Source organism: Heliobacterium mobile (assembly GCF_009720735.1).
GTDB classification, from domain to species: Bacteria; Bacillota; Desulfitobacteriia; order Heliobacteriales; family Heliobacteriaceae; genus Heliobacterium; species Heliobacterium mobile.
In genome coordinates this window covers 42,076-60,222 of the sequence record NZ_WNKU01000014.1, presented here as the reverse complement: position 1 = coordinate 60,222, position 18,147 = coordinate 42,076, and the positions used below count along the sequence as shown (strand labels likewise).

General features: G+C 49.2%; 23 protein-coding genes. 5 read left to right on the top strand and 18 right to left on the bottom strand.

Annotated features, from left to right (window positions below; all coding sequences use genetic code 11):
• Positions 1–81: 81 nt before the first annotated feature.
• The 4 genes from GJ688_RS12320 to GJ688_RS12305 all read right to left on the bottom strand — a co-directional run bounded on the left by GJ688_RS12320 (position 82) and on the right by GJ688_RS12305 (position 3,504).
• Positions 82–1,155: an S-layer homology domain-containing protein gene (locus GJ688_RS12320; RefSeq protein WP_155476848.1), complete on the bottom strand. Its 1,074-nt coding sequence runs from the start codon at positions 1,153–1,155 to the stop codon at positions 82–84.
• Positions 1,156–1,348: 193 nt separating this feature from the next.
• A complete protein-coding gene (locus GJ688_RS12315; RefSeq protein ID WP_155476881.1) occupies positions 1,349–1,996 on the bottom strand; it encodes a (Fe-S)-binding protein in 648 nt (215 codons plus the stop codon).
• A 1-nt stretch (position 1,997) separates the two neighbouring features.
• Positions 1,998–2,708 (bottom strand): GTP-binding protein, encoded by a 711-nt coding sequence (locus GJ688_RS12310; RefSeq protein WP_155476847.1) that lies wholly within the window; start codon positions 2,706–2,708, stop codon positions 1,998–2,000.
• Between the two features lie 16 nt (positions 2,709–2,724).
• The gene (locus GJ688_RS12305) at positions 2,725–3,504 is read right to left on the bottom strand and encodes an ATP-binding cassette domain-containing protein (RefSeq protein WP_155476846.1); all 780 of its coding nucleotides are present in this window, start codon (positions 3,502–3,504) and stop codon (positions 2,725–2,727) included.
• A gap of 259 nt (positions 3,505–3,763) precedes the next feature.
• Here GJ688_RS12305 and GJ688_RS12300 point away from each other — a divergent pair, with 259 nt between their 5' ends.
• Together GJ688_RS12300 and GJ688_RS12295 are read left to right on the top strand one after the other, a co-directional pair.
• The gene (locus GJ688_RS12300) at positions 3,764–5,377 is read left to right on the top strand and encodes an MDR family MFS transporter (protein WP_155476845.1); all 1,614 of its coding nucleotides are present in this window, start codon (positions 3,764–3,766) and stop codon (positions 5,375–5,377) included.
• Between the two features lie 181 nt (positions 5,378–5,558).
• The gene (locus GJ688_RS12295; protein ID WP_170291935.1) at positions 5,559–6,626 is read left to right on the top strand and encodes an HD-GYP domain-containing protein; all 1,068 of its coding nucleotides are present in this window, start codon (positions 5,559–5,561) and stop codon (positions 6,624–6,626) included.
• Positions 6,627–6,691: 65 nt separating this feature from the next.
• On the opposite strand, the gene GJ688_RS12290 is transcribed toward GJ688_RS12295, so the two are convergent.
• From GJ688_RS12290 to GJ688_RS12270, 5 genes are all read right to left on the bottom strand, one after another.
• Positions 6,692–7,852, bottom strand: coding sequence for an FprA family A-type flavoprotein (locus GJ688_RS12290; RefSeq protein WP_155476843.1), 1,161 nt, complete (start codon positions 7,850–7,852; stop codon positions 6,692–6,694).
• Between the two features lie 95 nt (positions 7,853–7,947).
• Positions 7,948–8,973: a DUF4367 domain-containing protein gene (locus GJ688_RS12285; RefSeq protein ID WP_155476842.1), complete on the bottom strand. Its 1,026-nt coding sequence runs from the start codon at positions 8,971–8,973 to the stop codon at positions 7,948–7,950.
• Positions 8,974–9,009: 36 nt separating this feature from the next.
• Positions 9,010–9,213 carry a hypothetical protein gene (locus GJ688_RS12280; protein ID WP_155476841.1) on the bottom strand — a complete coding sequence of 68 codons (204 nt, stop codon included), beginning with the start codon at positions 9,211–9,213 and terminating at the stop codon, positions 9,010–9,012.
• A complete protein-coding gene (locus tag GJ688_RS12275) occupies positions 9,206–9,829 on the bottom strand; it encodes an RNA polymerase sigma factor (RefSeq protein WP_170291934.1) in 624 nt (207 codons plus the stop codon). The genes GJ688_RS12280 and GJ688_RS12275 overlap by 8 nt, the downstream gene beginning before the upstream one ends.
• A 30-nt stretch (positions 9,830–9,859) precedes the next feature.
• On the bottom strand, positions 9,860–10,663 hold the full coding sequence (locus GJ688_RS12270; RefSeq protein ID WP_170291933.1) for a M48 family metallopeptidase: 804 nt from the start codon (positions 10,661–10,663) through the stop codon (positions 9,860–9,862).
• Between the two features lie 103 nt (positions 10,664–10,766).
• Here GJ688_RS12270 and GJ688_RS12265 point away from each other — a divergent pair, with 103 nt between their 5' ends.
• On the top strand, positions 10,767–10,967 hold the full coding sequence (locus GJ688_RS12265) for a hypothetical protein (protein WP_155476838.1): 201 nt from the start codon (positions 10,767–10,769) through the stop codon (positions 10,965–10,967).
• A gap of 36 nt (positions 10,968–11,003) precedes the next feature.
• Here GJ688_RS12265 and lexA read toward each other — a convergent pair whose 3' ends face one another.
• Complete coding sequence (gene lexA, locus GJ688_RS12260; RefSeq protein WP_155476837.1) at positions 11,004–11,636, bottom strand: transcriptional repressor LexA; 633 nt, start codon at positions 11,634–11,636, stop codon at positions 11,004–11,006.
• 271 nt (positions 11,637–11,907) lie between these two features.
• Here lexA and GJ688_RS12255 point away from each other — a divergent pair, with 271 nt between their 5' ends.
• Positions 11,908–12,441 carry a phosphatase PAP2 family protein gene (locus tag GJ688_RS12255; RefSeq protein WP_155476836.1) on the top strand — a complete coding sequence of 178 codons (534 nt, stop codon included), beginning with the start codon at positions 11,908–11,910 and terminating at the stop codon, positions 12,439–12,441.
• A gap of 122 nt (positions 12,442–12,563) precedes the next feature.
• Here GJ688_RS12255 and GJ688_RS12250 read toward each other — a convergent pair whose 3' ends face one another.
• Complete coding sequence (locus GJ688_RS12250) at positions 12,564–12,812, bottom strand: AbrB/MazE/SpoVT family DNA-binding domain-containing protein (RefSeq protein WP_155476835.1); 249 nt, start codon at positions 12,810–12,812, stop codon at positions 12,564–12,566.
• Between the two features lie 193 nt (positions 12,813–13,005).
• Between GJ688_RS12250 and GJ688_RS12245 the strand changes: the two genes are divergently transcribed.
• Entirely contained in the window at positions 13,006–13,152 is a 147-nt protein-coding gene (locus tag GJ688_RS12245) for a hypothetical protein (protein WP_155476834.1), read from the top strand.
• 67 nt (positions 13,153–13,219) lie between these two features.
• On the opposite strand, the gene GJ688_RS12240 is transcribed toward GJ688_RS12245, so the two are convergent.
• The 7 genes from GJ688_RS12240 to GJ688_RS12210 form a co-directional block, all read right to left on the bottom strand.
• Positions 13,220–13,426, bottom strand: coding sequence for a hypothetical protein (locus tag GJ688_RS12240; RefSeq protein ID WP_155476833.1), 207 nt, complete (start codon positions 13,424–13,426; stop codon positions 13,220–13,222).
• Positions 13,427–13,471: 45 nt separating this feature from the next.
• The gene (locus GJ688_RS12235; RefSeq protein ID WP_235910949.1) at positions 13,472–14,848 is read right to left on the bottom strand and encodes a U32 family peptidase C-terminal domain-containing protein; all 1,377 of its coding nucleotides are present in this window, start codon (positions 14,846–14,848) and stop codon (positions 13,472–13,474) included.
• A gap of 37 nt (positions 14,849–14,885) precedes the next feature.
• Positions 14,886–15,908: an endolytic transglycosylase MltG gene (gene mltG / locus GJ688_RS12230; RefSeq protein WP_155476831.1), complete on the bottom strand. Its 1,023-nt coding sequence runs from the start codon at positions 15,906–15,908 to the stop codon at positions 14,886–14,888.
• 143 nt (positions 15,909–16,051) lie between these two features.
• Positions 16,052–16,324, bottom strand: coding sequence for a DUF1292 domain-containing protein (locus tag GJ688_RS12225; RefSeq protein ID WP_170291932.1), 273 nt, complete (start codon positions 16,322–16,324; stop codon positions 16,052–16,054).
• Between the two features lie 173 nt (positions 16,325–16,497).
• The gene (gene ruvX / locus GJ688_RS12220; RefSeq protein ID WP_207708807.1) at positions 16,498–16,923 is read right to left on the bottom strand and encodes a Holliday junction resolvase RuvX; all 426 of its coding nucleotides are present in this window, start codon (positions 16,921–16,923) and stop codon (positions 16,498–16,500) included.
• A gap of 3 nt (positions 16,924–16,926) precedes the next feature.
• Positions 16,927–17,871, bottom strand: a complete 945-nt coding sequence (locus GJ688_RS12215) for an aldo/keto reductase (RefSeq protein ID WP_155476830.1) — start codon at positions 17,869–17,871, stop codon at positions 16,927–16,929.
• Positions 17,862–18,134 carry an IreB family regulatory phosphoprotein gene (locus GJ688_RS12210; protein ID WP_155476829.1) on the bottom strand — a complete coding sequence of 91 codons (273 nt, stop codon included), beginning with the start codon at positions 18,132–18,134 and terminating at the stop codon, positions 17,862–17,864. Before GJ688_RS12210 ends, GJ688_RS12215 begins: the two co-directional genes overlap by 10 nt.
• Between the last annotated feature and the right edge of the window lie 13 nt (positions 18,135–18,147).

Genomic DNA, 18,147 nt, shown 5'->3' with positions numbered 1-18,147 from the left:
AAGCGATAGATTCCAGTATTTCATTGTGACAAGGAAGCGATCAGCCTTTTTCGCTGATCGCTTTCACTCTGTATCGCTTTTCTATTTTTCGGGGCTTACGGTGATGGTATGCAGATCGGTCCGCACTTCTTTAATCCCATAAACCTTTTCTTTGGAAACCCTATAGAACCGATAGATACCTGTAATGTCAGCCGTCTCGATAACACCGGTTTTCTTCTCGAGATGGATTGTCAACTGATCGTCTTGTCGAACCATAGAAGTAACGAGAGGGGGATTCGAACTGGAACTGGGATAGCCGATGAGGGCCACCACCGCTTGTTTTTCGAAATCGATCTGGGTCGGGTCGAGCAGGGAAAGGCTGCTCGATGGATCGCGCCATTTCTCTTCAAAGGCGCGGATATCTTCTTTGGAACGGAGGATCAGTCCTTGCGGGGTAGCGTCCCATTTCCCTTGGTCCGCTCGGCTGTGATATTGATAGGGGATGATCTCTTTGCGTAGATTTTCTGGGAGAGTTTGCAGCATCCTTGCGACGATGACGGCAGCCTGCGCACGAGTGACCTGCGCTTTCGGTTGAAAAGTTCCATCATCATAACCGGTAAGCCATTTGAGCGAGGCCGCTTGTTTTACTGCTTCCACATAGAGAGGATCTATCTCACCTGCATCGGTAAAATCAACGTTCTCCGTAGTGATTGTAGTCGCTTCATTGCTCTTATGGGTATAGGCAGCCATGACCCACTGGGCCATGACTTCTCGGGTCATCCCTTCGTCAGGATGAAAAATTCGATGTTCGATCGGTAGAAAGGTATGGGCCGCACGGATCAAATCATCTGTATACCAGGCGTTCGAAGGAACATCATCGACGATATCTTTTATGTCGGGAGCTTTAATAAAGTTGACCTGAAAATCAAAAGCTCGGACGAGCAAGGTCATAAACTCGGCCCGGGTCATGACGCGATCGGGTTTGATTAACCCCTGTTCATCACCCTGGTATAGACGCAAGGCAACCATCTTGCCGATTTCCTCTTTGGCCCAGTGATTGGCGTAATCACTATCTGCCCAAGCAGCCGTCACAGCACCCTGCAGAAGTATTGTACCAGATATCGCTATAGAACAGACGATTTTCCATGCACTTTTTTGGTTTTTCTGTTTTTGCACACATATCCCTCCGTCTTATAGACGCAGGCCGCAGAAAAAAGGTTGCACCTAACGGTCGAACGCAAGCAACATTTTAGCTTATTTCTTATCAAACAGCAAAACTTTCGACATTATATTAAAACCCATACAATAGTGGCATATTTTAACTCACCTAAATTGATGATCTAGAATAAAAAAGAGTAAGGGCTTTCCCTTACTCCTTGCTCGCCAGGATTAGGATGTTCTCGATCCGAATATGGGGCCCTTCTTCTTTCTGCAGGACCATATTTACCAAACCCGTATGATTGAGATTCATCATGCAGAACCCTGGTAAGAATGTATGTCGATAACCTAACGTAGGCTCTTTTCGAATGTGGCCGGCGATCCCTTCGAAGCCGACCATATGGTAAGCGACGACATCTTTTACGTCTCGATCGCGAGAGTACTTCGGTCCAACGACCCAGGTGTATAAGAGTCCCGTCACCGGATCTGCTTTGATCACTTGTAACACGTGGGGAATCGGGCATCCGGCACCCATGGGACGGCCGACGACGATGTCGCCTGCTTTGATCTCTAGCTTATCAACCATATCGCCCCGAAAGGGCAGAACGATTTTTCGGGCCGATATCTCGCCAGGCAAGGGCTTTAAGATAAAATCGTAATCATTTCCAAGTACATCGACAGGGCCGTAACTGCACTTTGATTCCGATTCGGTACAGCATCCTTCACTGTTTCGGTAAAAAGGGCAGTCGTCGTAGCTTTTTTGGGTCGCGTTGACGGCTCGAAGAAAACTCTTGCAGGTATCTTCACCACAGAGGCCGCAGTTCTTACCGGGAGGGAGCCATGGTTGGTTTGTATTCATGTTACTCACCTCGGTACAGGTAGTCTGCGATCTGGCCGTCAAGTTTCTTGATTACGCCAAAGTGATGATCCCAGCCGATCTCTTTCTTACCGATGCAAATGGTGCAAGTGCCGATGGGCGGGCTGCCTTTGAGGACCAGATGATTTTTGTCGATGTCTTCCGATTTCTCGATAAACTGGTAAAGCCGTTGCAGCGATGTTCCTTGCAGGGCATTCGTCTCCATGAGACCGATATGGGGATGGACTTCTTTGATTTTTTGGATGAATACTTCCCGCTCCGCTTGACTGACCAAATCGATTTTCGTCACCACGGCGATATCAGCCAAGGCGACCATGGCACCCATTTTTTCCGGCGCATGAATACCGGAGATAGAACTTAAGACAATAATCCCGAGCCCCTGGTTTAGGTAGGGAGAGCAGCGCAGGCACAACCCTGCGCTCTCGACGATGAACAAGTCCGCCTTGTTCCGTTCGGCCCATTCCACGGCGTCCCCTAAGACCATGACCCCAGCGTGGTCAGGGCAAAGGTCACCGGAGTAGACCTTTTTCGTGAGGATGTCAAACTCACGGTTCAGTTCCACATCTTCAAAGGCTTTGACCACGTCGATTTTCAGATAAGCGATTTTCATCTCATCTTTGAACCGGCGGACGATCTGTTTGGTCAGCGCCGTTTTTCCCGCCGAAGGCGGCCCTGCAATCACAAGCAATTTCATTCTTCACACCGCCCTTTTAACCAAAATTGACGCTGATCATTTCCTTGGTGATCACATGACCGGCCCGCAGCTTTTCTCGGATGATGCCCACCCGCTTATCCAGTTCAATCAGGTTCTGGGCGGCCCGAACTTCCGATTCGTCTTGGCTGAGGACTTTACGTACCGCACCATTGCCCATGATGATCCGTTTTTGTGTCAGCAGTGCGATGACCGGGTCATGGGTGACAAAGACGACGATTTTGCCGGTGTTTTGAATCAATCTGATAACTTCCTGCTTAAAGATGCCAGCATTCTCGATCTCATCGAGGAGGATAATCGGAGCTGCCCCAATCATGATGGCGTCGGCGATCATCAAAGAACGAGTCTGTCCGCCCGAGAGAACAGTCACTTTCATATCTTTGCGGATTCGTTCACCGGTAAATTTGTTGGCGAGATCAATCGTCTCGTACACGATTTCTTTATCGTGCATTTTTCTCGCCCGGGCGTGAATCCGCAAGAACTCTTCAGCAGTGAGATCGGCGAAGCACTTTGTATTCTGCGTGATCATGGCGATGGGTTTCATCGCAGGGTCGTAGCGCAGTTCATCTGAAGGCGGTTGACCGTTGATCAACACATGGCGACCTGTCGATGTGTCCCCTTGGGCCAGCAATTCGATATCGGAGATGAAGGCCGTTTTGCCGCTACCTGTCGGGCCCACGATGGATATGGTCTCACCGGCTTTTAAGGTGATCTCTGAAAAATTCTCCAAACTTCCCGTCTTGTCTTTTCCTGGAAGTACCGTAATTTCTCGTATCATAGCGTCTCTCCTCTACGGGTTCTTGCCACCCGGCTATCACTCAGCTTTGCGGAGATGCCGGGTGTCTTGTTCGCCCTTACACCGTTCACTTTATGCCCAGGGCGGTTAAAGCGCGACAGCGTCGAGGAAGGTACATTTTTACAGGGATCATCTACTTGAATCTTTACTGAACTACGGTGTGGAGGCAACTATTTTTGACTGAACTTATCGATGGGTAATCTATGAACAACTGCACTTTTCTTAAGAAAGGACTGTCGTCATGCAAAAGAACCGCAAGATCCTTCTTACAGGACTCTTCCTAGCTATGTTCTTCGGTGCCCTCGACCAGACCGTTACCTCTACGGCCATGCCCACCATCATCGCCCAACTCGGCGGTTTTCAACTCATGGCTTGGCTGGCTACCTCTTATATGCTCAGTTCCACCATCGTCGTTCCTATCGCAGGCAAACTGGCCGATCTTTACGGGCGAAAACCGATCTACCTAACAGGGCTAGGGATTTTTATGTTAAGCTCTGCCCTTTGTGGTTTGGCCGGCACGATGGAACAATTGATTCTCTACCGGGCTTTACAAGGGATCGGCGGCGGTATTATGATGCCGATGGCCATGATCATCATTGGAGACATCTTCACCGGTGAAGAGCGGGCTAAATTCCAGGGGGTCTTTGGAGGTATTTTCGGCTTATCATCAATTATCGGGCCACAAATAGGCGGATGGTTTGTGGACCACTTGGCCTGGCAATGGGTCTTCTATATCAATCTCCCTTTCGGCTTGCTCGCCTCTCTATTCATCTGGCTCGGGCTTCGCCATGAAGCAGTTAAAGGACAAGCCCGTATCGACTATACCGGTATTGTCACCTTCACGATCAGCATGGTCAGTCTGCTGCTGGCCCTTTCTTTCGGGGGAACTAAGTATCCCTGGTTTTCCTGGAAGATCATCAGCCTTTTAGGTATCTTTGCTCTGTTTCTGGCCTTCTTCCTAAGGGCTGAAAAAAGAGCTGAAGAGCCCATTTTACCGCTTTCCCTGTTTTCAAACCGCGCTTATGTGACGCTCAACTTGATCGGTTTTCTCATGTCCATGGGCATGTTTGGCGCCATCATGTTTATGCCCTTATTCATGCAAGGGGTGATCGGAGTATCTGCTTCCCAAGCCGGAACGTCGATGACACCGATGATGCTTTCTATGGTGCTGTCCAGTACAGTCGGAGGTTTTTCCCTTCGCCGCTTTGGTGTGAAGCCGCAAATCCTTGTGGGACTTTTGATTTTAACAGCCGGCTCAATTCTCGTAACGACGTTAGGCCTCCATACGACCCGCTGGAATGCGTCCTTCGTCTTAAGCATCATCGGTTTTGGTCTTGGATTGGTCATGCCCGTGCTCACCATCGCCTTGCAGGAAATCTTTCCACGCACCATGCTCGGCGTAGTTACATCGTCGGGACAACTTTTTCGTTCCATCGGAGGAACCTTTGGTGTCGCTCTCTTCGGTGCTGTCATGAACTATTATTCGGGGAATTTGCTCAGGCAGGACTTGTTGCCGCTGTTAGACCAAGCCCCGGCAGCACTAGTGGAACCGATTCGAGCCTTGCTAAACAGTAATCCTCAATCCTTGTTTTCCATGCTCTTGCAGAGCGATGCCATGGCCCGTCTGCCAGCTGCATTTCGTTCTGCCATTGAACCGGTGATCAAATCCTCTTTGGCCCTATCGATTCATAAAGTCTTCTGGGTATCAGCCTCCGCCACGGCGGCCAGCATCTTCATCGCTCTCACCCTTCCGACGATTCGAATCAGGCAACGTACTTCCCATGCAGGTCAAAAAAGTGAGCGGGATGCAGATATCGATGTGGACAAGCTGATCCTCGAAAAATCGCCCCGATAAAGTTCTTGTAGAAAAAGATGAGTGATTAGACGTAAGATTCTATGAATATTAAATACTACTACAAGACTTATCCATTATTTTGTATAATTGAGCTAGAGATAGATTGATAGATTATGCGAATTTTTTTATGTCATCTATTTTCAGGTCACTTGTGTCATCAGAGGAAAGAAGGTGGCCCCACATGCTACCCGTAGAGACCCTTAAAGTGATTCCTGGGCTGACTCTCGGTCAAACCTTGTACACCCCAGATGGACGGGTTCTGCTCGTAGAAGGGGTAAAACTGACCGAAACAACGATCCGGCGAATTCAGAGCTTGAATCTTCCTTTCATCTATGTAGAGGATCCTGTGATCGGTTCACTGCCTCTTCCGAGGGCTGTTCCAGAAAAAATGCGCGTTGACAGCGTATTTTTTCTCCATCAGCAGTTTGAACAAGTTCAGAAGAAAAAGGGAACTCTAGATATCCGGCAGTTGGATACGTTAGCCAGTAGCATCGTCAATGAAGTACAGGGGTATCATTCCCCGGTTCATCACATGGATGTTCGCCTACCGGAAACGTACTTAGCCGCCCATACGTTCAATGTCGCCGTACTGGCTATTCGCACAGCCATTGCCCTAGGTATTAAACCCATGCGCTTAAAAGATTTCGCTTTGGGTGCACTGCTCCATGATATCGGATACTTGTTCATTCCCGATCTGGAATTGAGACATCGCGATCCCCTTTCCCCGGGACAACGTCATCTGGTGGAAACACATCCGGAAAACGGTTTTGAATGGATTCGTAAAAATGGCTTTTTGAACATCACTGTCGCTCACTGTGCATTTCAACATCACGAACGGTGGGATGGCAATGGCTATCCTCGCAGGCTAAAAGGTGATGAGATCCACGAGTTCGCCCAGATCCTTTCGGTCGTCGATGTCTATGATGCCTTGACGAACGAGCGTCCCTATCGTTCCCGCATGCAACCTTGCCAAGCCTTAAAACAGATTCATGCCCTTTCCGGTATCTGCTTTAACCCGAGAGTGGTTACCGCCCTAAGTGACAATATCGCCGTTTACCCGATCGGTTCCCGGATCCAGTTTCCCGACGGGAAAGTGGGTGTCGTCGTCGATACGGAAGCTTCCTATCCTTTCCGGCCTAAAATTAGACTGCTCCCTCCCTTACAAGAACAAGAATGTTTGCCGACGATGCTGGCCGTCGATCTCGACAGCAAAGATATCTTACTGACGGACATGCAATACGTAAGCTGACTTATCCCATGTTTTTGCAAAAAAGCACCCCTCACCATACGGTAAGGGGTGCTTTTCATTCATATTTACAAAAGGGCTTCTACGCGAGCCGTGATCTCGTCGAGGGCTTTTTCGTCGGGAATGTATTGCACTTTGACTTGTTCGAGCATGTCAAAGCCGGCCGTTTTCATGGATTCTTCCACTTGACCTACGCTCTGACCTCCCCATCCATAAGAGCCGAAAGCAAGGCCGACGCGGTGCTTCGGTGCCAGGCCTCTCATGTAGGTGAGAAAAGCGGCCACACTGGGAAGCATGTTGTTGTTCAAGGTGGGTGAACCGACACAGACGTATTTAGCCGTGATCAGTTCTGTCATGATATCGGAGATATGGTTGTGTTTCAAGTTCAGTATCTTCGTATCAATGCCTTTGTGTTCAAAGGCCCGGTTGATGGCATGGGCGATTTTCCGGGTCGATTCCCACATCGTGTCAAAAACGATCAGCGCTTTCGGTTCTGTTTCGTTGAGTGACCATTTGTGGTACTCCTCGATGATCTCTGCAATGTGGCTGCGCCAGATGATGCCATGGCTGGTGGCGATCACATCTATTTCCAGACCGTCGACGGCTTTGAGGGCATTTTGAACCTGAGCCCCATAAGGCAGGACGATGTTGGCGTAATATTTTTTGGCTTCGTCCATGACCAAATGAAGCGACAGTTGGTCATCAAAGCGCTCCGTCGAGGCGATGTGCTGGCCAAAAGCATCGTTGGAAAAGAGGATTTTATCTTCGGCCAGGTAACTAACCATGTTATCGGGCCAGTGAACCATCTGCGTCAAGACAAAGGATAAATTCCGCTTACCTAAGTTGAGCGTATCGCCGGACTTGACGATTTTGTAATTCCAATCTTTTTTGTAATGGCTATTGAGTCCCCGTTGGCCATTCGGCGATGTGACGATAGTGGCATTCGGAGCCAGTTCCATAATACGCGGGATCCCGCCGGAGTGATCCATTTCCACATGGTTACAGACGATATAATCGATCTTGGCCGGATCGATGATGTGACGAATCCGGTCGATCATCTCGTCGACGAGATAATGTTTCACCGTATCAACGAGGGTGATTTTTTCATCGATGATCAAATAGGCGTTATAACTTGAACCGCGTTGGGTTAGGTAACCGTGAAAATCGCGTAGATCCCAATCGATTGCACCCACCCAATAGATGTCGTCTTTGATTTTGGTCGGACGCATGGTACCCTCCTCAAGTTGTCGGGGTGTTTAACCCAAAATATCGATCTGGATTTATTGTGAACGATAATGCAATTCTTGTCAACTAGTAATAGTTACTATTTTATATGTTGTGCCACTTTTTCTGCTTCGTCTTTGGGTAAGTTCCCTTCCAACCGGTAGTAAACGCCGTCCCGCACCCAGTCGATCAGGACAACACCGTCTTTACCGAAAACAAGTTCACCGGGACAACCTTGGATCGTCATTTTCTCGACAGAACGGTTCTCTCGGGTGATCGTCGACTGCGATTCAACAGATGGATCTGCTGTGGCAGACAATCGAAAATAGGTCGAACCTGTTCCCTTATAACGTAATTCTTTTGTATTCTCCGTCGTTTTTTCCGATTCAGAACTCGCTACCAATTGATATCCAGCTGGAATATACTCCAGTTCTAGGCTTATCGTCTTCGCTTGCTTAAGCGCCCTTTTTGCCTGCGGTTGCTCCGCCATGGCCATAATCCCCATCCGGAGGCTGCTCTCCTCGTTTACCGCCGGTTTATCTGCCGAAGCAGATGCAAGTAACGGTACATCCTTCTGAATCGCCGAAGCCGAAGGAGGTTCCTCTGCCTTTGGAGGTAAGCTGGTTTTGTTCTCCGCGATCGATACTGTCGCTTTTGAGGTGTCAGTAGGGCTCGCAGGTGATTTTTCAGCTTCCGGGGCTGGTTGCGTCGTTAATGGGAAAGCCTCCACCGGACTCTGGTTACTTTGGTTTACTGAGGACAAGATACCGGAAGCATCGCCAGACGGTTCCGGTGTACTTTTCGCCGCTTCTGTTTTAGCCGTAGTTGCTGATCCGGCGACAACGTTGCTGGAAAGGCTGGCTACCTTTTGTTCATCACCGTGGCGTCCGGGCAAACCAACTGCAAGTGAGCTTCCAATCAATAAAGCAGCTGCTGCAGCGACGGCCCATTGCCAATGTTTGGCCGGACCCTTTACAGACGGCTTTGTCGGTACTGGACGCTCCTGCAGCTTCTGTTCAAATTTCGACCATGACGCTTCCAAGTCCGGAGTGGGGCTATTTTCTACCATTTCACGGACAGCCTCTTCAATGCGTTGGTCTAGAAAAGGCTCTGACCATTTATTCATTATGCATCGACCCCTCCGTCCCGTCTGGACAACGGCTTATTGGATGCGCAGCATACGTGCACGAACAGCGCAGCGTCCGTCGGCCAAAGCTTCGTAATGACCGAGTACTTCCGGGCAGATGGTGGTGCAGATGGCTTCCCATTGAGGCATTCCGTGATAGTTCTCTAAAAAAGAGACATCCTCGGCGAATTTGACTTCGATATAGGCGTAAATTGGGCACTTCTCTGTAACATCACTCATGGTATGTATTCTCCTTTCCAAATTCGGCGATCCTGCCAATAGTTTCATTATTTATATCTTCTACACTATGACGTTTGATTTGTCCATCCCGTTCCAGCCATTTTTTAATTCTTTGTTTTGCACGGCTGAGACGTGACTTCACACTCCCGGAAGGGATGTCCAAGGCAGAACTGATCTGCTCTATCGTCTGGTCTCGGTAATATTTGAGATAGATGACACTGCGGTATTCCTGAGGCAAATCGCTGACACAGCGGCGGATGAGTGCTCGTTCCTCCTCCTCCAAGGCGGCCGATTCCGGTGAATCTCCTGTCATTTCCGTAGCGTTTTCCCTGACTTCCGCACAAAGAACACTGCGTACACGACGGCGAAGCAAATCCCGGGCTGTATTGGCAGCCATCTGACACAACCAGGCTTCCAGCTTGGATGGCTCTCGAAGTTGATCGATTTTTTCTCCAAGCTTCAGGAAGACATCATGGGTCACGTCTTCCGCTAACCCGGCATCGCGGGTGACGAAGAAGGCAGCTTGATATACCGGTTTATAACAGCGCTCGTAGATGAGCCGAAGACCTTCGATATCTCCCGCCTTGAAACGTTCAATCATGGATTCAACTTCCAATAAGTCCCCCCCCATGCCCGGCGCGCTCCCCTAACCGTTCCTTTTTCCTTTACCACTACCTCTTTTCGATGGCAAGGGGTTTTCCCCCTGCTGTCCCGGCAAAAAATCCTCGTCGAGGATATAGGTCATCTCTTTGCCGTGCTCTTTCAACCATTGGCGATGAACCATATAATCCGGTATGATCTGCCCAACTGCAGACCAGAATTTCGAAGAATGGTTCATCTCTTTTAGATGACATAGTTCGTGAATGATGACATAGTCGAGCACCTTCGGCGGCATGGCCACAAGACGCCAGTTGAAAGACAGGTTCTTTCGAGAAGAACAACTACCCCAGCGTGTTTTTTGGTCTCGAATCGTCACCGTGCCGTATTGACATCGAAGGTGCTGCGCAATCTCGGCTAAGCGCTTTCCAATGACCACCTTCGCTTGAAAAAGGAACCACTCTCTTAGTTCTTTTTGCCAGTCCTTTTCCTTTGACTGCTCGATGTGCAAAACAAGTTGGTTGCCAGAGAAATGGACTCGCTCTCGTAAGGGTATCGGTTTTTCTTCCAGTGACAATACCAGACGATAAGGCTTACCGTAAAAGAACAGTCGCTTTTCTTCTATCGCTTTTGCTCGCCGCTGACCTTCCAGGGAGAAGCGGGTCCAATGGCGGCTGATCCAGCGCTCCTTTTCACGGATGAACTGCTGGATCTCTTCCTCTGTGAGGCTGGTCGGTCCCCGAACGAGCAAACCTTGAGGGGAAATGCGCATGCTCACACTGCGCAATCGCTTGCTCTTTTCTACAGTCACAGGAACCTTGTTTTGGTGGATGAATAATTCTCTTACTGGCATGGATGACCTCATTGCGAAAATTGTAGAAAAACCGGCTTGACATTGGAACACATGTTTCATATTCTATAATTAGAACATGAGTTCCAAAGGAGCGTGTAGAATTATGGAAGCAACCGGTTATGTACAGGTACCGACTGCCCGATCCCTTTCGTCGAGGAAAAAAGGCCGGACTTCAGTGGTAAGTGTAGTCCGACAGTGTCTCGAAGCGGACGAATCACTTCGGGAGATGCAAATCATTTACGGTATTTTCGGTTTTTCCTTCTTCTACTTACTGCTCAAACTATTCCAATGTATCTTATTGTAACATTGAAAGCCACCGTGGCGCGACGGTGGCTTTTGTTCAGTGTAATCGACGCATGACGGCGACGACTTTGCCTAAAACAGTGACATCTCTAGCGATGATCGGTTCCATGGCGCTGTTCTCCGGTTGCAGACGAACATGATCGGCTGTTTTGTAAAAGCGCTTCACTGTCGCTTCCTCATCCATCATGGCGACCACGATCTGCCCGTTAGCCGCATCAGGCTGGCGACGGACAATCACCGTATCACCGTGGAAAATGCCTGCCTCAATCATGCTGTCTCCTCTGACTTTTAACCCGAAAAAATCGCCTTGGCCGAGATAATCGGGAGAAAGGGGCAGATAATCCTCCACATACTCGGTCGCCAAGATCGGTTGCCCTGCTGCTACGGCACCTACGAGAGGAACCTGTACATAGTCGAGGCGGCTTTTTTCTTGGCCTTTCTCGGCGAGTCGCTCTTGCCGTTCTGGAATCAGTTCGATGGCACGCGGTTTGGTCGGGTCCTTGCGGAGGTATCCCTTTTCTTCCAGACGCTTTAGATAGATGTGAACAGTCGAACTAGAGGCCCATCCCATCTGTTCGCCGATTTCCCGTACACTCGGCGGATAACCTTTTTCACGAATATGTTCTTTAATCACGTTATAGACGGCTTGCTCTTTCGGTGTGAGCTTCATGATCCCCACCTCCTCTTTCATATTAGCACATACGTTCTGCCAAAAACAAGCATCTGTTGTTCGATAGAGGATCTGACGTCATTTCGACGAAATTAATTCAATGTGATACGTTTTTTACATCTTGAGCACATAGAAAGCAGGCGATCTCGTGCCTATTGCTCGATTTCCATTTGCGATTACAGTGACATCAGCGGTGCTTCTTTTTTTGGGCGGCTTGATTCTGTTCTTCCCAGAAGGCATCAGATACTTCGATTCCTGGGGGCTTATTACGATGTCCCGCTGGCGAAGCGACAATTTGAACGAATTTATGGGTTACATCACTTGCCTCAGTTCCGTCAAAGTGCTTGTACCTGCGACGCTCCTGGCAGGTCTTTACGGGATCAGAAAAGGCGAAATCTATTCCCTTCAAATTTTGACGTCTAGTCTGGTCGCTTGGGGATTATTGAACTTTCCCTTGAAGTATCTTTTTGGACGAATTCGCCCCGATGTTGTGCCAGCTCTGACTCTGGAAGCAAGTCCCTCTTTTCCTTCCGGACATACGCTCGGAATCGCGTTGGTGCTCCCGGCAGTTGTTTTTGTGCTCACAGGTCAACGCCATCGCAAGGTGGGTGCCCTATTCACAGGGGTTGTCATCCTTCTCGTTTCAATAAGCCGCCTTTACCTCGGCGTCCACTGGCCTAGCGATGTCTTGGCTTCTCTTCTGGCAGCCTCCGTCTATTGGCATTTTACCGCTCCCTTCGATAAGCCATTCGCTTCTTACCGAATCGGAGATATAAGAGCAGTAATAAAGGGCAGTAACGTGTAAACGTTACTGCCCTCTCTTCTTACCTGTCGCAAGGGGCTAATGCATCTCCGCTGGAGTGTAAGGCCTCGCCATTGGTAGTTCAGATATGTATCGTTTTTATTTATTAGTGAAGTAGATTTAGCTTAGCCGACCATTTTACTCATCGATTCGGCACATTCCTTGCAGACCACTTTCCCACGGTAATTCTGGACATCATTGGCACTTCCGCAAAAGACACAAGCTGGTTCATATTTTTTCAAAATAATTTTTTCGTCTTCCACATAGATCTCCAAACCGTCCTTATCACCGATGCCCATCACTCTTCTCAGTTCCATCGGTATTACTACTCGCCCCAATTCGTCAACTTTTCTTACAATTCCCGTCGACTTCATGGTTTTCTCCCCCTTCTCAACAACCTTCGACAATTTCGGATGTCTTTACTATAAACCCCGTACTATTCTTTGTCAACCTTAATTTTCCATAAAGGTGGTACTTTTTTCTGTTTTACCTATGATTTAGAAAATAGGTTTGGCTTTCTTATGTTCTGGAAATACTAGGCATAAATCAACGAAAGGAGTGTAATTCTTGGATAATAACATGGAACGAACCAAAGGTAACGTCTTAAATGGGACGGCTTTTGAGTTTCTCAATGTCGGTTGGTGGGCATGGCATGTTGTCGCGATTGGTCTCACCTTTTATCTTGGTCACCTGCTTTGGCCTATGTATCGTTAATCTATCTGCGAAGAACTAGAGACCCCGTTTCGCCAACGGGGTCTCTAGTTCTTCGCAGTTTATTTTTTTATTTTTCGTCAATGGGATGGCCGTACTTGTTCTGCAGGATGTCTTTGAGTCGATTGGCCCGGAGGGCATCGGTTTCTGCATATTCCTGAAACAGTTGGGCCACTTCCGGATCATTGGTGGTCTGGGCAAATTTTTGAAAATCCCGGACCATTTCCTGCTCGTTCAACAAGGTTTTCATCAAGAAATCCTGGGTGTTCAGTTCCATCGGATGACGTCACCTCCGAGCTTAGTTTGCCGGAAATGACAAAAATTAATCCTGCTCCCACTGCGCTGGCCAGGGGAGGCTCTCGAGAACCCGGATGACCTCCTCTTTGGTATCGGGAGTCGTTCGGATTAAGACCATTCCAGACTCCTTGTCAACGGTTGTCGGAACGCCGAGATGACCAAAGCCTTCTAAGATGATGTCCAGATAAAAGATATGAGACGGATTGATGCGCACTTTTAAGAAGGACTCCTCACCGCCGCTCTTCGGGCGGCGGATCAAATCCAAGGGGGCCAGGGTACGGTGGACTTTGAGGGTGATCCGTTGATGAGGACGAGGTGCTTGTTCAAGAGGATTTCCTTCTTCATCCCACATTTCATTGACGATGAGGAGTGACGGGGCCGTAGAAGGACCGGCGATTTCGAGCAAGTCGCCCAGCCGGATACGGTTGCGCACTTCAATCAAGGCCTCTCGCCGCTGCTCGTCATAGCGGCGAACGATGCCAACAAAATCGTATTCACGACGGTAAGCGATCTCCGGCTCTTGACCGGGAGGACCGTAAAGAAAACCGCGGGTATAGGGACGGTGACTGATCTTACCGAGTTCTTCCCACCAGGACGTTTCGATACGCGGTTCCTTCCCCTGGCTCCAGGCTAACAGGGTGCGATCGACGGCGCGCCGGTAGATCTGGGTGACTGTAGCCACATAATGGACGCTTTTCATGCGCCCTTCAATTTTCAGGCTATGGACTCCTGCTTCCAATAAGGCGGGAATGTCTTGCAGCAAGCAGAGATCACGGGAGTTAAATACATAGGAGCCGCGTTCGTCTTCCTCCACAGGCAGGTATGTGCCTGGGCGGGTCTCTTCCATCAAAGCATATTTCCACCGGCATGCTTGGGCACATTCGCCTTTGTTCGCCTGACGGCCCGTGAGGTAATCACTGATCATGCAGCGGCCCGAGTAAGACATACACATGGCGCCATGGACGAATACCTCCAGCTCCACATCGACAGCTTGGCGGATTTCTCGAATTTCGTCCAAGCTTAACTCACGAGCCAGAACGATCCGCTGGGCTCCCTGGTCGGCCCAGAAACGAGCCGATTCAGCGTTGGTCACGTTGGCTTGCGTACTGATGTGGATCGGCAGATTCGGCACCACTCGGCGAGCGACTGAAATAACGCCTGGATCGGACACGATAATAGCGTCAGCACCCAAAGCTTCTAGCTGCTGTAAATACTCGGATAACCCGGCAAAATCACGGTTATGAGCGAAGATATTCACGGTGACATAGACTTTTTTCCCGCGTTCGTGAGCGTACCCTATCCCCTCGGCCATCTCTTCCAGTGTAAAGTTATCGGCAAAGGCACGCAATCCATAAGCTTGTCCGGCTAGATAGACGGCATCAGCTCCATAATGGAGAGCCATGATCAGCTTCTCCAAGTTGCCTGCAGGAGCTAAGACTTCAGTTGTTATATTTGGCCATGGCTTGCAGATGTTCACTGTAGGTTCGACTGAAGTAATGGTATCCATCTCCCTTAGCGACGAAATAGAGATAATCAACATTATCTGGATAGAGTACCGCCTTTAGGCTGGCTTGTCCTGGCGATGCGATGGGCCCCGGCGGAAGTCCACCATGTTTATAGGTGTTATAGGGGGACTCGATTTCGAGGTCTTTGTAGTACAGTTTGGCCTTCGGCTGGTCTAGTAAATACTGTACTGTCGAACAAGCTTCCAGCTTCATGTTCTTTTTTAGCCGATTCAGAAAGACAGCGGCAATCTTTGGACGATCTTCCTCTTTCGCTGCTTCCCGCTCGACGAGTGAAGCCAGGGTGACTGCATCGTGGACGGTCATGTTAAGTTCTTTCAGACGAGCCCGTACTTCCGGTGTTAGTTCCTGGTTAAAGCGATTGACCAACATGCGGACGATATCTTCAGGCGGTGTATCGCGCTGAATGCGATAGGTGGCTGGAAATAAAAACCCCTCCAACCTCTTTTCATTCGATGGCAGTCCTCGAAGATAGTCGTAATCGAAGGGCACTGTTGCGAGGGCTTTGCGAAAGGCCTCTTTATCGACGAAACCTTTGCTGGCTAAGAGGTCTGTAATTTGACGAACCGTATAACCTTCGGGAATCGTAAAGGTGTAGAGCAACGTCTTTCCGTCGTTCAATTGATCAAGGATTTGAGGAACCGATGATCCTGAATTCAAGAGGTAGTCACCGGCTTTAAGCGACTCAGAACCGTGAAAACGAGTGTATAGACTAAAAGCCCAACTGCTGCGAATGACCTTTTGTTGCTCCAGAATGCCCCCGATTTCTTTTGCCGAAACGTTCGAAGGAATATTGACGATAATATCATGGCCTGCACCCGGTTCCAGGGGGGTGATTCCCTCTTGATAGGTATAATAGACTTGAATTGCGATGATACCGATGATCACAATGATCATAAAAAAAAGCTTCGTCGACCTGCCCCGCTTCTCTCTCCGCACAATTTCTCCTCCTCTGAAAAAAATCCTCCATCTAACTCAGGGAGGACATCGGTACCATTATACGCGCTATACGACAGCAAACTCAATATTTCCCGAAAAAACGAAAAGCCACCCGGTTTCCCGGATGGCTTTGAATAGGCAGTTTACTCTTGATCATCCAATTCTTCTTCGCTCATCTCTTGCCAGAAATCAGCGACTTTTTCCCATTCTTCGTCGTCTTCAATGTGGCTGAATACTTCTTCCCCATTTTCCTCATACTCAACGCGCAAGATGATCGCTTCATCTTCTTCATCGTCAAGAGGCAGGAGAATAGCGTACTCACGACCGTCGACCTCGACACGATCCAGTTCTTCGAATTCTAACTCATTACCATCTTCATCCGTCAGGACGATGATATTTTCTTGTTCTTGATCCACCGGTCAATCACCTCTATTCGCTTCCAAACTAAAGCCATTGTATACCAGGAAAAACCCCTTGTCAACGAAAGCTCAACCTAAGTATATCCAAACTGTCTGATAGCTAACCATCTTGTTCATAATGACAAAGAGTTCCGCATCAATAGAGAATGCCTTCGTCTTTTTACATAAGATCAGCTTTGTTTTTTACAGCTATTGGCATCTATATAATTCTGTAATATGAGCACTGCCGCCAATTTGTCTACCACTTTTTTGCGTTTTGCCCTGGACATATCCCCCTCTAAAAGGGTCTTATGGGCGGCAACGGTCGTCAGGCGCTCATCCCAAAAGTGGACAGGAATCTTAAGACGCTTTTCAATAAGACTTCCGAATTTCCGCACTTCGTCCGCTTTAGGTCCGTAGGTACCGTTCATATTTCGCGGCAGGCCGCAGACAACGGAATCGACCTCCCATTGCTGGATCAGCTCTTGTAAACGCTGCAGATCCGCCTCTAGGCGAGTGCGGCGGATCGTCTCAACTCCTTGAGCAGTCCATCCCATTAAATCGGAAACGGCGATACCTATGGTTTTCTCTCCTACGTCTAAGCCCATCGTCCGCAACGCTCATACCACCTTGATGCAAAAATCCCTGCACATACGGCTGCAGTATCCACAGAGCACACAGCGGCCCTTCTCCACGTAAACCTGTGGACCAAGCAAATGGAGAGCCTTTTGCGGGCAAGCAGGAATACACTTGCCGCACCCTTGGCACCAATCTTCAATGTGTAGGCGCCGCTCCCGTTTCTGTACTTGTGCCCAAGTTTCGCCGTCGCCATCGTTTCCCGAAAACAGCTGCAGGTTCAACGCCAGTTCTTTCGGAGACTGCATGCCTACGGCAATCGCCTGTATATGGGGTTGTCCCAGAGCCCATCTCATCGCCGCTTGAGCTTGGCCGTAAAGATTACCGCCACCGAGGACCTTCATGGCATAGATTCCTTTTCCCCTCTGGCGGGCCTCTTGTATCGCTGCCAGCATCTCCTCTACCGTTCCATCGAGGATGCCGATACCGGCCATATTGACGAGCGGATGGATGATATCGATCTCAGGAACGGCGAGGGCGGCTCGTACACCTGCCACCGAATGGGTCGATAAGCCAACGGCCTTCACCCATCCCTTCGCTTTTGCCTCCAGCAGGTACTCAAAGGCTTCCCAATGGCCGCGCAAGGTATGTTCGCTTTCCTGTTCATGGAGCAGGAAGATCTCCACCCGATCCCGATCTAAGTCTCTCCGGGCTTCCTCCAGTGCCTCAGCCATCGCTGAGGCCGTATAGGCATAGGATTTACTAGCAATAACCACGTCACCAGAATAGCCCTGAAGAGCCTTGCGGATATAAGGGTAAGTGCCGTAGATCTGTGCAGTGTCGACAAAATTAACACCCGACTCAAAGGCCAATCGCAAAAGGGCTGCCCCTTCTTCAAGGGGCAACCCTGCCTGCAACGGGCCTATGGTCAGGCTTCCAAAACAGAGACGGGATACCTTAACTCCAGTTTGGCCTAGCTCTATTTGCATTCCTTGTGGCTCTCCAAGTAGTAGCGAACCAGTTCTTCCAACAGGTCGTCACGTTCAAGTCTGCGAATCAAACTGCGGGCGTTTTTATGGCTGGTGATATAGGCCGGATCTCCAGAAAGCAAATAACCGACTAACTGGTTGATCGGGTTATAGCCCTTTTCTTTGAGCGCTTCGTGCACAGTATATAGGATGTCGCTCGTCGCCAGTTCGTCGTCGACTTTGCCCTGAAACATCATGGTTTGGTCAAAACTTTCGTTGGCCATCGGTCCCAACCCC